The following is a 12,353-nucleotide window of genomic DNA, read 5'->3' as shown; positions in this document are numbered from 1 at the left end:
GAGGAAAGCGAGATCACACGCGGCCTGGTCGGCAAATATGTAGACAATACGCCTTCGTGGATGGCCGGTTTGAGGCGCGCTGGAAAGGCCGCTCCCTGCCCTACAAAATCTTCGACATGGATCAGCGCGTGACCCATGCGGCTATCACCGGCAACAAACGCCTGAGCGCTGTCCTCGAGCACATCAAAGAGATGCAGGAGGCCGCCCCGCCCAAGCCCAAGGTGCGGACGAACTCAGAGAAGATGGGTTATAAGCCGAATGGCCGGAGACCAAGCCGGCCGTCAGGGTCGCGGGCCAAGAAGAAGATTGTGCACGCGGCCGAATAGGCCCAAGAATGAAGGCATGACTGCCGACGACGACCCAGAAATCATCTTCTCCGATTACACGCAATCCGTCGTCATCGACGGGCATCATTTCGATGTTGAGATCTACCGGACCAGCATCAATCCCGGCTGGATCCTGTCCGTGGAGAACCAGTTCGGCACGTTGACGGTTTCCGATAACCCGCCCTTCTTCGGTGATGGCCTCGCCTGGCGCGCCTTTGAAGAGATCCTGCGCGAAGAAGGCATCAAAGCATTCTACAATAAGAAAGAACGGCGAAAGCTCGGTCTATGACCTGAGCCCCGCAAGGCTTTTCAGCCCTTCGATATGTGGGGTCTACGGGCTGCTAAGCCTTGCTCACGTCACGCCTCTTGGTGACGTTTCTGTTTTGCGCAGCCGGTGACATTTCTGAATGGTGTTTACAAAACCTTAGTGTTGCGATAGTATATTATCGTAGATATGCTGAGCCTAGTCACAGAGAGCCCTCAGCATGCGTCATCTATTTAAGAAGCTCCTCCCGTCGGTCGCAGTCGCTTTGACTGTGACAAGTTCTTTGCTGCCGATGCCCGCTCGCGCGCAGACATACCCGATCGATTGCGCGATCCTCTTGTGCTTGTCTGGCGGCTGGCCTGCTTCCGTTCCTTGCGCCCGAGCACGCGCCGAATTCATCCGACGAATTACGCCTTGGCCGGTGGAGCCTCCGCTTCAAATCTGGCGCTGCCCTATGGGCGCTTCCTTTGAGACCGCTCCAGCACCAAACAGTTCAGACCGCATCTTTGAAGCGTTCTTCCAGTACAACAGCACTGGTCTGCGACAATCCTTTCCAGCGCGCGATACCGCTGACCCAATTGCGGCCGCTTGGCGCACCTCAGAAACCCCAGACTACCTTGTTCCCGCCGAGCAGGCCCTCGGGCTCGTTCGAGATCGCGCGGACATCGATATCAGCGGACCTGAGTTCAACTTCGTGCGGTCCATTCGCGTCTTTGATGTCCGGTATGCGCGACAGCACGAATCCGGACGCGACGGCGACTGCAACCGTAGTGCCACCGTGGTCCTCGGCACATATGGAACGCAAGGTGACTTCGCCTGGCAGAGGTCCTCCATAACCGCCCTACCAGCCGCCCATGCCGGTCTCGAACGATGGGGCCAGAATTGCCCCGGTATCTATCATCGATCCGTTTTCGTCGACTGGCGTGACTACGAGGGCAACTACGGCTTTGAACAGGTGAACTACTGAACTGACGCAAAATGGCTCGGACTGTAAGATTGGTTTCGCGGACATGTGCAGTGCCACCTCGCGCGCCTAGTCGTCGCAGTGCAGTTTGGCATTTCGGCAAACGCCGCAGGGTAGCCCTCCTCACCCGCCCTCGTCTCTTCCGATCCGCATGAGCGCATCGAAGTCGATTTCTTGCTTCTGTTCGTCACTTATATCCGGCTGGATTTTCGATACCGGCTGGGGTCCATGGACGTCCCACATCACCGCGTGCGCGCCTGTAGTCCAGCTATAAACCCAACCAACAACGCTGCGCCCGTCGGTCCCGATCAGATTGGCAATCGCGACGCCTTCACCATTATCATCGTCCACTGTTTACTGACTTCCTGCTCTTTGGCGCTGCAATCGCGGCATCGTGTTCCCAGGCTTCGCCTGCACAGCATGACGCAATTGGTGGATGTTGGCTAACTGCTCTTCCTTGAGGTAGCGGATTTCACGAAGGGATATCCAAAGCGGTACGCCCCAAATTTGCACTTTTCTCAAATTCTATGGTCGGGCTCCGTGGCGACTTCAACGATCGCGAGAACCTCGTAGGGGTCAAAGCCGATGGCGCGGGCGAGGACGACCAGTTCGACGACGTCGACTCGGCGCTGGCCGCTTTCAAGGCGGGCAATGAGGGATTGGTGGCATCTGAGCTTAGTCGCCAATTCAGCCTGTCCAAGGCCTGCCTTGATTCGGGCGTCGACCAACGCCTGGCAGAGTGCCACCTGTCCCGTGCTTCTGATTGTCTTTGCCACGCGTCACATACCTTTTGTGACGTCGCTAGCGGATGAAATCTATTATCTAAAAAGTAGATATATGAGGGTGTTATCGGCGTCTGGTTTTCATGGGCTACAAGTCTGATGCTCCCGAGGTTGCCCATCAATCCCCTGCCAATTGCAGAAACCGGGCATAGTCCTCGCTGACTTCGCGCGCTTCCTCGAAAGCGCGGGCGCGTTCGCTGTCGAGGCAACGGAAGTAGCTCTGGATATTCTGGATGTAGTCTTCGAAATCGCTACGGATGATGTCCGCATAGTCTCGCGCTGCCTGCGAATCGCTTGGCAGGAAAGGACGGGCCGGGGCGAAGCAGGATTCCGCCAAAACCGGCCCGGGAACGCAGATTAGAAGGACTATAGCTTGCAATGGGAGCAGGCATGTCAACCTTGGGTTTCTCAAACCTGTTATCTCCTTGATCGCAGACACTGGCCGTGACTAGTGTTTGCGTGACCAAACTACAGCTAAAGCACGATATTACATCTTGCGGTTGATAATATACTATCGTAACTCTGGGCTTCAAGTAGGAATGCCCAGGGTTGCGCCATTGGAGAAAGCGTGAGCCGGGCCATGAACTGGGACATCGAAGCACCAAATGTGGTTACGGAAGCCAGGTTCCGCGAGCTCGTGGAAAGCGGCTATAGCGCAGAAATCCTGTGCCAGGAGTCGGCACATAAGAAAGGCCCCAGCTATTACGGGGTCTGGATCATGCGCGTTGTCTCTGATGATGGGGTGGAAAAGCTCCTCGTCACCGCCCGCACGCGGACGACCTACAACGATATCAAGATCCGCGAGTTCAAGACGATCTCCGGCGTGGTGTCTTTCTTCATTGGCCTTGGCTTTGCGCATGTCGACCTGCCGCTTGAGGCGGGTACAAGCCGCACGCATAAACTCGCCCCGCCAGAAAAAGCCCCGTCAGACTTGGGCACTGGCAGCTAACCTCGTCTGTCTCTGGCTGGTCGCCGCGCCAGCCTCAGCGCAAATGGTCCTGGTCATGGAGAGCGACGGCTCTCTGACCCCATCCCGGTCTCAGAGCAGTTTTGCCCGGAACTACAACGACGGCGTTGGTCAGGGATCGGCGTCCGATGGTTTGGCCATTCTTGGTGACACTGAAGCAGCGCTCGAGCCTGACGCACTGAGGTTTGCAGCACTCGCCCAGCCAGCACCCCTGCCCCGCGCAGACGTTCTCTCGGGCATCGAGGCAACAGCCCTGCGTTATGCCGGCCATCCCGGTTTGCGCCGCGCAGGACTGTCCGTCACGGATTGGCTGAGCCTCTACCGCGCCAATATCGAAGTGGAGAGCGCCTACCGGCAGGATGCAATCTCAACTGCGGGCGCTATCGGTCTCGGCCAGTTGATGCCAGCGACTGCACGCGACCTTGGCGTCGACCCGCGTGATCCGCTGCAGAATCTCGATGGCTCCGCCCGATACCTTGCGACAATGCTGGAGACGTTCGGCCATCCGCGTCTTGCCCTGGCAGCCTACAATGCCGGCCCGGATGCTGTGCGCCAGTATGGCGGCATTCCCCCCTACCGAGAAACCCAGAACCACGTGGCCCGCGTCATGGCCGTCGTGGCCCGATTGGAAGGATCAAATTCATGAGACCGATTTCAAACCTCTTTGTCGCCTCGCTGGCGCTATTCCTGCTGATTGCCGAGCCCGCCCTCGCCCAGAGCATCGACCTCTCCCCGATCCAAAGCTTGTTGCAGGGCATTGTCGATGCGCTGACCGGCCCTCTAGGTGTGGTCATCGCCACACTCGCGGTCCTCGGCGTTTTCTTGAGCTGGTTCTTCAACATCATCGATCTGCGCCAGGCGCTTTGGGTGCTTGTCGGGATCGCCGGTGTTGCCGCTGCCCCCACCATCGTTGCCGCGGTCTTTGCCGGTGGCTGAGCGCGCGCCTCTCTTTCTGGGCCTCGTGCGCCCGCCCAAGCTTCTGGGCCTGCCCATCATGTACGCTATGGTCTGGCTCTTTGGCTCGGTGCTCTTGTTCGTCTGGGTCCAGCACATCGCAGTGCTGGGTGTCGCCGCCCTGCTCTATCCGGTGCTTTGGAAGGCCGCGGATTGGGACCCGCGTTTCATCGACGTGATGATGACGGCGCTGCAGGAAACGCCACCCACGCGCAACCGGTCCATCCACGACGGGGACAGCTATGCCCCGTGATAAAGCCCGTGATGCGGCGCTCGACCTCCGCACGATGACGCCGGACTGGTATGCGCGCGAGACCCGCCTCGCGCATATGCTGCCCTATGTGAGCCTCGTCGACGACCAGACCGTGCGGACCCGGGTGAACGAACTCTTCCGCTGCATCCGGCTCGAGGGGATCAACAGCTACACGACGGACGATGCCTATCTCGACAAGGTGACGGCGCTTTTTGCCCGCATCGTCGCGCAGCTGGGGCCGGAGTTCAGCTATTACGTCCACAAGGTCTCCAAGGCCATCAAACCTGATCTCGACCCCATCCGTGAGGACAGCTTCGCGGGCGAGGTGGACCGGCGCTGGAGCGCGAAACTCGAGACCAGCGGGCTCCGCGACAAAACACTGACGCTCACCGTCATTCACCGCCCGCCTCCGAAAAGCCTCCTGCCGTTCCTGAGCCGCAGCGCGCCGGACCGACTGAAAGAGGAGACCCGCAAACGCCTGCAGCGCCTAGGTGAGGCCGTGAACGTCTTCCTCTCGGGGCTTACCGAGCTCAAGCCGCGCCTGCTGTCAGCCGGATCGGGAGAGTTGGTGGGATTTTTGGGCGCGCTCAACACGGGCACCGAGCTGCCGCTCTACCCGGCCAACACCTACGGCTTTCTGTCCTTCAACGTCGCCAATACCCGCGTGACGTTTCACGGCGACCATTTCGAGCTTTCCGAGGGCGTCGTGGGCCACCGCTACGGCAAGAGCTTCACCATCGGAGAATACTCGGAAGGCACCTCCTGCACCATGTTCGACATGCTGAACCTGCCGGTCGACATGATCGTGACGCACTCCTTCACGCCGATCAATTCGAACCTCATGGCGGGCCGCATCAAGCGGCAAAAGCGCCAGATGCAGGCCAGCCAGGACGCAGCCCTCTCGCTCCTGGAAGCCCTCGACATCGCCGCCGATGATCTCGAGGCCAAGCGCCAAAGCTTCGGCGAGCATCACATGGTCGTGACGCTCTTTTGCGACACGCTCGAAGAACTGCAAACCCTCAGCGCCGAGATCGTGAACGCCGCCGCAACCGAAGGCGTGAAGATGATTGGCGAGCGGGTCGCGGCCAAGGCGCATTACCTCAGCAAGCATCCCGGAAACCAACCCAAGCGCGTCCGCGCCAGCGCCGTCACCAACCGCAACTTCGCGGATTTTGCGGCCTTCCACCGGACACAGCTCGGCAAACCTGCAGCACTTACCCCCTGGGGCCGGGTCGTCACATATTTGCCCACGCCGGAGCAGAGCGCCTACCGGTTTTCCTATCACGAGCAGGGATCGCCCGACAAAGAACCGACCAGCGGCCATACCCTGATCATGGGGCGGCCCGGGTCCGGCAAATCGGTGCTGTCGGCCTTTCTGATGACCCAGGCCCGTCGCGCAGGGGCGCGTATCTTCGTCTTCGATTACCGTCTTGGCATGGAGATGGCGGTGCGCGCCAATGGCGGGCGCTACGCCTCCCTGAAAGCCGGCCAGCCCACGGGTCTCAACCCGCTCTGGACAGAGACCGATGCGCGCGGCACCGCCTGGCTCTCGGATTGGCTCACAACCCTGCTCTACCGCGCCGACAAGCCCCTGACCCCGGCGCAGACCAACCGCATCCAGGAGGTCGTGCGCCAGAATGCCCAGGCCACCAATCCGGCCCTGCGGAACTGGCGGGATTTCGCATCGCTGTTTGTGTCCACCGATGATGGCGGCGATCTGCACCAGCGCCTGCTCGAGTGGACCGAAGACGGCCGCTACGGCTGGATCTTCGGGCAGAGCCTCGAGGACACGTTCTCGCTCAAGGGCGATGTCGTGGGCTTCGATCTGACCGGCATTCTCGACAGCGAGGCCGACAAGGAACGGATGGCGGTCCTGTCCTATCTTTTCCGCCGGGTCGAGCGCGAGATCGAGGACCGCCGCCGCACCATCATCGTGATCGACGAGGCCTGGAAGGCGCTCGACAACGCATATTTCGCCGAACGGTTGTCGAACTGGCTCGTGACTGCGCGCAAGCAGAACACCGTCGCGGTGATGATGACGCAATATGCCAGCCAGCTTGAGCGCACCCGGACCGGCAAGACCATTGTCGAAGCCGTTCCGACGCAGATCCTGCTGCCCAATATCCGCGCCAATGCCTCGGACTACGCGATGCTGAACCTCACGGAGAAGGAGCTCGACGTCCTTCTCAACACGGGCAGCAACAGCCGCCTCGCACTGATCCGCGACGATCAGGGCTCAATCGTCGTCGATGCCGATCTGAGCGCCCTTGGGCCCAATCTCACGATCCTTGGCGGCATGGAAAAGGGCGAAGCGCTTGTCGGCACCGATTACCGCGACCGCCCAGATTTTTGGAGGCTTTCATGATCCGTATTCTTATCGCTTTGGCTGCGCTCGGCGCGCTGGCCTCCTGCACCCAGTATCGGGAGCCGCAGGCCAATTGCTTTTCCTTTCTCGCCTCGACGGCAGCGACAGCCCAGGATTGCCACTTCGCACCGCTCGGCGCGCCGGAGGGCGACGTTGAAGTCTAGCCTGCCTCATATCCTCGCGTTTTGCCTGCTGCCCGGTCTCGCCTTGTCTCAAGGCGTGCCGACCAATGACAGTGGGCTGACAGCGCGTGACATCGTCGAGACCGGCGATCGCGAGGCAGACTTGGCTGTTCAGGCCCACAAGCTTGCAGTGCGCGAACTCATCGCCGAGATCGAACGGGAGCAGCTGGAAACCCTCCGACGCATCCTCGATGCCCAGACCAGCTTCGGCGGTCAGGGCCTGCCCGCGATGGTCTTGGGGCTTGAGGACGGTAACGGCGATCCAGACCGCTCGGTCGAAGCGGTCTATGGAAGTGCCGAGATCGACCCCAATCCCGGCGGCGCGCAAATGTTCGGGGATGCGGCAGAAAACATCGAGCAGCTCATCATCCGCGTGGCCCAGGAGACCAGCGGCTTTGCGGGTGTTGGCCGCGCAGGGCTCTCGCCCGTCCAGTGGCGCGCGTTGCTGCAAGCGCTGATCTGGCAGGAAAGCCGGTTTACGATTGGGGCACGGTCTCCCGTCGGCGCCTATGGTCTCACCCAGATCATGCCTGGGACGGCCAGCGATCTGGGCATCAACCCGGAATACTATGACAGCCCCTACCTTCAGGTGCATGGCGGCGCGCGCTATCTCGCGACCCAGCTCAATACCTTCGATGGCAATATCATCAACGCACTGGCGGCTTATAATGCCGGACCCGGTCGCGTGTTCGAATATGGTGGGGTGCCGCCCTTTGCCGAAACCCAGCACTACGTTCAGGTCATCCCCGAACGCTACAATCTCTACCTGAGCCGCATCGGCGGGATCGAAGCGCTCGGCACCATAGACCCCGCACTTCTGGCGAATGCCAACCTCTCGATCACGGGGCACGGCGCGGCGGTCTATGGCAACAACTCGCCTGTCGCGATCCGTCAGGCCGCGCTGCGTATTGCGGATATCGTCGAAAGGATTTCCGAAACCGAGGACGTGCAGGAGAGCGTCGCGCTCAACACTTATGCCCGCGCCGAACTCGTGCGCCTCGTCGCTGCACGCATCCGGCTTCAGGCGGCACACACCCGCGTCCTCTCTGCCGAGGAGCTGGCCCAGGCCAGCGCCCGCATGGCCGAAGGCGCGTTCATGGAATTCACGATCAGGGAGATTGAATGATGGGACATCTGCTCTTGAGGACAGCTTTGGCCACGACACTTGGCGTTGGCTTGCAGTTCAGCGCCCTACCCCCTGCCGCAGCACAAGGTGTACCGGTCGTCGACACCCAGAACATCGCGCAAAACATCCAGCAGTTGCGGCAGATGATCGAAGACGAGATCCTGCAAAACGAGCAGCTGACGCAGCTCCGCGAACAGCTTGCCACACTCACGGATCAACTCGCGGAGCTGCAAAGAACCTATGAAGCGTTGACCCGCCTTGCCGAGCTTCCAGAAATCATCCGGACGGAAATGGAAGACGAGTTGAACGGTCTGCTCGACCAAGAGTTCGGGGACATCCTCGCCACGATTGACGCGATCAAGACTGGGGATTTCTCGGGCCTATCCGGTTCTGGCGCAGGCGAGATCGAAACCCAGATGGACCGGGTGCTGGCCGATCTCGGCTTCGATGAAGACACGCTCTCGGAAATGGCCACCAGCGGCAATCCCGGGGCCAACCGTGTGGCCACGCAGGCAACAACCGGCGCACTCGTCTCAGCCGCCGCCCAGAACAGCTATGAAGATGCCGGCCAGTCGCTCGAGCGGGTAGACCGCCTTGTCGGGCTCATCGACGACATGGAAGAGCTCAAGCAAAGCGTCGATCTCAACACGCGCGTGACAGCTGAATTGGCCATCGCCCTCGTGGCAATGTGGCAGCTGGAAGCGATTCAAACGGTGGGCGATGGCACGGGCGGCGTGATCGATGCCGCCACCATCGCCGAAGAGCAGCGCTTCATGGATTTCACCTTGCCAGACCTCCGGGCAGACTGATCGTGGGGGCATGACGGGTGGCGACTGAACAAGAAATCATCGAGGAAGAACTGGTCTATGGTGCCCTGCGCCGTGAACGGCTTTGGCAGCGTCTTGGCCTGATAGGCCTTGTCTTCGGCATCATCGGCTGTCTGAGCGCGGCAGCTGTCTCGATCCTCGATGTCGATCCGCCCCCCGTCGTTGTCCCCTATGATCCCGCCACCGGCTTTGCACTCCCCGAGGCCTCGGTGGGCGCTTCCTCGGTCACCGCCAACCAGGCGATCATCGAGGCGGAGGTCTTCCGCTATGTGACCGATCGTGAGGTCTACAATCAGCTCGACAACGATTTGCGCATCCGCAGCGTCCTGCGCCGCTCGGATGGGGCCGCCGAGAGCGGGCTGCGCCAGATCTGGAACAGCGCCAACGAGAATTACCCGCCGACGGTCTATGGCCCCAATGCTCGGCTCGACGTGGAAATCCTCAGCATCAACCGGATCGGAACCAACCGCGCGACGGTCCGCCTGCGCAAGCGCCTGACGTCCATTAACGGCATCCAGACCGGCCTCTTCACTGCGACGCTTCTCTTCGAGTTCCGCCCGGAGACCCGCCGCTCCATCGATGAGGTCTGGACCAATCCATTCGGCTTCACCGTCCTCGAATATTCCATCCGCTCCGACAGATTGGAGAACTGACGTTGTTGTTTATGAGATCGCTTATTTTTGTCATTGCCCTGTTGCCCGGCCTCGCCTCTGCCGAAGCCATCCCGCGTGGCGGTCCCAACGACAGCCGAGTGCGCTTGGCCACCTACCAGGAGGGTCAGGTCTACCGTCTCAGCGTTTCGCTCACCCATGTGACCACCATCGAGTTCGGCGAGGGCGAAAGCATCCGCTCGATCATCGCGGGCGACACCGAGGGCTTCGAGATCGACGGCGTCCCGGGCGGTCAGGCCTTCGCGATCAAGCCTGTGGCGCGCGGGGTGCATACCAATGTGACAGTCTATACGAACCGCCGGAGCTACTACTTCAACGTCGAGGAGGTCCGCAGCCCGACCTTCTACGTGGTGCAGTTCCGCTATCCGGAGGACGATGCGCGCCCGACCCGGGCCATCGCCGCCCAAGCGCCGAACTACAATTATGGCGCCAGCGCGCGGACCGAGTTCACGCCAACGCGCATCTGGGATGACGGGACGTTCACGTATTTCGCCTTTCCAAGAAACGCGCCTGTGCCCGCGATCTTCCGCTACGCGGGCGGCCGTGAACGCACGGTCAACACGCAAACCCCTGAAGACGGCGTGATCCGCGTCAGCGGCGTGAACCGTCAATGGGTCCTGCGACTTGGCGAAGAGGTGGTCTGCATCGAGGCGATCCCGCCCGCGGAGGCCGCCTCATGAGCGATACCGGGAACATCGAGCTGGAAAAACGCCTCGCCGCCCTTGAGAAAGGCAGTGCCCGCGCGCCCACAGCGGCGGTGCAGCGCCGGTCGCCCCTTCTCGCGCTGATCGTGGTCATCGTCATCGGCGCGGGTGGTGCCCTGCTTTATCTCCTCTCACAGCCCGACGAAGAGGAAGCATTGCCGACGGCCACCCCGGATGTTTTTCAAAGCGAGGGGGACGGCTTTGGTGCCATCGAGACCTTGCCCCCGCCCGAGCCCGAGGTTGTGTTCGTCGGACCAGACCCCGTCGAGCCCAACGCGGAGCTTCTGGCGCAGATCACCGCCCTGCAGGCCCAGATCGAGGAATTGCGCAACGCCCCCGAACCGGTCGTCGAGGAAGACACCGCCGCCGCAGAGGCGATCGACGCGCTGACCGCTCAGATCGCGGCGCTGCAAGCCGCCTCGGAAGCCGCACAGCAACGATTCCAGGACGAACTGACGGCGCGGGATCGCAGCCTTGAGCAACTCCGCATGGATCTGGAACTGGCCCAACTCGAAGCCAGCCGGCCCCAACCCGCCCCAGCGGGCCCCACGGAAGATGAGCTGCTCGCACGCGAGCAAGAGCGACTGCGCCGCGAAGAAGAAGCCCGGCGCATGGCCGAGCTGGAGCGCCGCGCCGCGGAGGAACGCGCCTTCCAGGAGCGGCGCACCACCTCGCCCACCATCGCTTTTGGCGGTGCCTCCGGAGCGAATGAAACGGCTCTGACCGAACGCACTTTTGGCGAGGTGACGGATTTCGTGCTGAACGGTGCGTTGCCCTCCGCCGTGACGCAGGCCGAGGTGATCGCCAATCCCTCCAACACCATCATCCAGGGCACCATGATCCAGGCCGTCATGGAAACCGCCCTCGACAGCTCCCTGCCCGGTCAGACCCGTGCCGTGGTGTCCGAGGATGTCTACAGCGTCGATGGCGCGCGCCTCTTGATCCCCCGCGGATCCCGTCTCATCGGGCGCTACCGCGCCGGCGTCGATATCGCGCAGCGCCGCGTGACCATCGCCTGGGACCGGATCATCCTGCCCGACAACCAGACCGTCCAGATCAGCTCCTTCGGGGGCGATGAACTGGGTCGCTCCGGCGTCACGGGTTTCGTGGACACACGCTTCGCCGAGCGTTTCGGGTCGGCCGCCCTGATCTCGCTGATTTCGGCTGCGCCAAGTGCCGCCGCCTCCGAGGTCCAGGACGAGACTGCCGCCGACGTTCTCGAAGACGTTGGCGATGATCTGGCCGATGCGACGGACAGCGTCATCGGCGACTATCTCTCAATCGGCCCCGTCATCTATGTCGACCAGGGCGCCCGCGTCACGGTCATGGTCGACCGCGATCTGGAGATATTCTGAGCCCATGTCGCTGAGCTATCTCGAAACCTCGCTCGACCGGATCGACGCCGCCGCCCGCGACGATGTCATCGAGATCTGCATCAATCCCGACGGGACCTGTTGGGGCGAATTCCAGGGGGATCACTTCATGCGCGCGCTGGACCAGAGGCTGACGGGCGTTCAGGTCAGGGACCTGGGCAATCAGATCGCCTCCTCGGCCAATACAACGATGAGCAAGGACCGCCCGATCGTCTCGGTCTCGATCACCTACAAGGGTCGCCCGATCCGCGCACAGGTCATCACCCCGCCGGCCGTGCTCTCGGCCATGTCGATCAACCTGCGGTTCTTCTCAAGCCTGCCACTCGAGGGCATTGCGCTCGATTTCCTCTACGGAAAAGAGCGCAAGCTCGAAGACCTGCGCGTCGAAAAAAAGCGCGCCTTGCGCGCAGTGGTGGCCGCGGGTTTGATCGATGATGCGCTGGCCTTCTGCGTCGAGAACAAACTCAACATGATCGTCTCGGGTGGCACCTCCACCGGCAAGACCGTCGCCGCGCGCAAGATCCTCTCTCACGTACCGGCCGAGGAACGCATCGTCACCATTGAGGAAGCCTCCGAGCTTCTGCCGACCCAGCC

At 61.6% G+C, this 12,353-nt stretch carries 17 protein-coding genes and 1 pseudogene; 15 read left to right on the top strand and 3 right to left on the bottom strand.

What is annotated here, in order from left to right:
• The 3 genes and pseudogenes from ISM_RS17210 to ISM_RS17200 form a co-directional block, all read left to right on the top strand.
• Positions 1 to 326 (top strand): annotated as a pseudogene (locus ISM_RS17210) (ISNCY family transposase); the annotation flags it as partial.
• 16 nt (positions 327 to 342) lie between these two features.
• Positions 343 to 615 carry a hypothetical protein gene (locus tag ISM_RS17205; RefSeq protein WP_009815135.1) on the top strand — a complete coding sequence of 91 codons (273 nt, stop codon included), beginning with the start codon at positions 343 to 345 and terminating at the stop codon, positions 613 to 615.
• A gap of 196 nt (positions 616 to 811) precedes the next feature.
• Positions 812 to 1,558 (top strand): hypothetical protein, encoded by a 747-nt coding sequence (locus tag ISM_RS17200; protein WP_198011701.1) that lies wholly within the window; start codon positions 812 to 814, stop codon positions 1,556 to 1,558.
• Between the two features lie 120 nt (positions 1,559 to 1,678).
• On the opposite strand, the gene ISM_RS17195 is transcribed toward ISM_RS17200, so the two are convergent.
• The 3 genes from ISM_RS17195 to ISM_RS17185 all read right to left on the bottom strand — a co-directional run bounded on the left by ISM_RS17195 (position 1,679) and on the right by ISM_RS17185 (position 2,707).
• A complete protein-coding gene (locus ISM_RS17195; protein WP_009815553.1) occupies positions 1,679 to 1,906 on the bottom strand; it encodes a hypothetical protein in 228 nt (75 codons plus the stop codon).
• Between the two features lie 167 nt (positions 1,907 to 2,073).
• A complete protein-coding gene (locus ISM_RS17190) occupies positions 2,074 to 2,331 on the bottom strand; it encodes a helix-turn-helix domain-containing protein (RefSeq protein WP_009815552.1) in 258 nt (85 codons plus the stop codon).
• A 124-nt stretch (positions 2,332 to 2,455) separates the two neighbouring features.
• The gene (locus tag ISM_RS17185; RefSeq protein WP_254655720.1) at positions 2,456 to 2,707 is read right to left on the bottom strand and encodes a hypothetical protein; all 252 of its coding nucleotides are present in this window, start codon (positions 2,705 to 2,707) and stop codon (positions 2,456 to 2,458) included.
• A 210-nt stretch (positions 2,708 to 2,917) separates the two neighbouring features.
• Between ISM_RS17185 and ISM_RS17180 the strand changes: the two genes are divergently transcribed.
• The 12 genes from ISM_RS17180 to ISM_RS17130 all read left to right on the top strand — a co-directional run.
• A complete protein-coding gene (locus ISM_RS17180; protein ID WP_009815550.1) occupies positions 2,918 to 3,286 on the top strand; it encodes a hypothetical protein in 369 nt (122 codons plus the stop codon).
• A gap of 43 nt (positions 3,287 to 3,329) precedes the next feature.
• Positions 3,330 to 3,950, top strand: a complete 621-nt coding sequence (locus ISM_RS17175) for a lytic transglycosylase domain-containing protein (RefSeq protein ID WP_009815549.1) — start codon at positions 3,330 to 3,332, stop codon at positions 3,948 to 3,950.
• A complete protein-coding gene (locus ISM_RS17170; protein WP_009815548.1) occupies positions 3,947 to 4,240 on the top strand; it encodes a TrbC/VirB2 family protein in 294 nt (97 codons plus the stop codon). The genes ISM_RS17175 and ISM_RS17170 overlap by 4 nt, the downstream gene beginning before the upstream one ends.
• Positions 4,233 to 4,511: a VirB3 family type IV secretion system protein gene (locus ISM_RS17165; protein WP_009815547.1), complete on the top strand. Its 279-nt coding sequence runs from the start codon at positions 4,233 to 4,235 to the stop codon at positions 4,509 to 4,511. The genes ISM_RS17170 and ISM_RS17165 overlap by 8 nt, the downstream gene beginning before the upstream one ends.
• Positions 4,501 to 6,876 (top strand): VirB4 family type IV secretion/conjugal transfer ATPase, encoded by a 2,376-nt coding sequence (locus tag ISM_RS17160; RefSeq protein WP_009815546.1) that lies wholly within the window; start codon positions 4,501 to 4,503, stop codon positions 6,874 to 6,876. The genes ISM_RS17165 and ISM_RS17160 overlap by 11 nt, the downstream gene beginning before the upstream one ends.
• Positions 6,873 to 7,040, top strand: coding sequence for a hypothetical protein (locus ISM_RS18455; RefSeq protein ID WP_009815545.1), 168 nt, complete (start codon positions 6,873 to 6,875; stop codon positions 7,038 to 7,040). Before ISM_RS17160 ends, ISM_RS18455 begins: the two co-directional genes overlap by 4 nt.
• Positions 7,030 to 8,184: a lytic transglycosylase domain-containing protein gene (locus tag ISM_RS17155; RefSeq protein ID WP_198011700.1), complete on the top strand. Its 1,155-nt coding sequence runs from the start codon at positions 7,030 to 7,032 to the stop codon at positions 8,182 to 8,184. The genes ISM_RS18455 and ISM_RS17155 overlap by 11 nt, the downstream gene beginning before the upstream one ends.
• A complete protein-coding gene (locus tag ISM_RS17150; RefSeq protein WP_040618660.1) occupies positions 8,184 to 8,993 on the top strand; it encodes a type IV secretion system protein in 810 nt (269 codons plus the stop codon). The genes ISM_RS17155 and ISM_RS17150 overlap by 1 nt, the downstream gene beginning before the upstream one ends.
• A 17-nt stretch (positions 8,994 to 9,010) precedes the next feature.
• Positions 9,011 to 9,664: a VirB8 family type IV secretion system protein gene (locus tag ISM_RS17145; protein ID WP_009815542.1), complete on the top strand. Its 654-nt coding sequence runs from the start codon at positions 9,011 to 9,013 to the stop codon at positions 9,662 to 9,664.
• 11 nt (positions 9,665 to 9,675) lie between these two features.
• Positions 9,676 to 10,362 carry a TrbG/VirB9 family P-type conjugative transfer protein gene (locus tag ISM_RS17140; protein WP_009815541.1) on the top strand — a complete coding sequence of 229 codons (687 nt, stop codon included), beginning with the start codon at positions 9,676 to 9,678 and terminating at the stop codon, positions 10,360 to 10,362.
• A complete protein-coding gene (locus tag ISM_RS17135; protein ID WP_009815540.1) occupies positions 10,359 to 11,741 on the top strand; it encodes a TraB/TrbI/VirB10 family type IV secretion system protein in 1,383 nt (460 codons plus the stop codon). The genes ISM_RS17140 and ISM_RS17135 overlap by 4 nt, the downstream gene beginning before the upstream one ends.
• 4 nt (positions 11,742 to 11,745) lie before the next feature.
• The coding region (locus ISM_RS17130; protein WP_009815539.1) for an ATPase, T2SS/T4P/T4SS family at positions 11,746 to 12,353 on the top strand (608 nt) is incomplete at its 3' end.

The sequence above is a fragment of the Roseovarius nubinhibens ISM genome (assembly GCF_000152625.1).
GTDB lineage: Bacteria > Pseudomonadota > Alphaproteobacteria > Rhodobacterales > Rhodobacteraceae > Roseovarius > Roseovarius nubinhibens.
The sequence above is the reverse complement of the archived record's forward strand: the minus strand, read 5'-3'. Positions and strand labels throughout refer to the sequence as shown.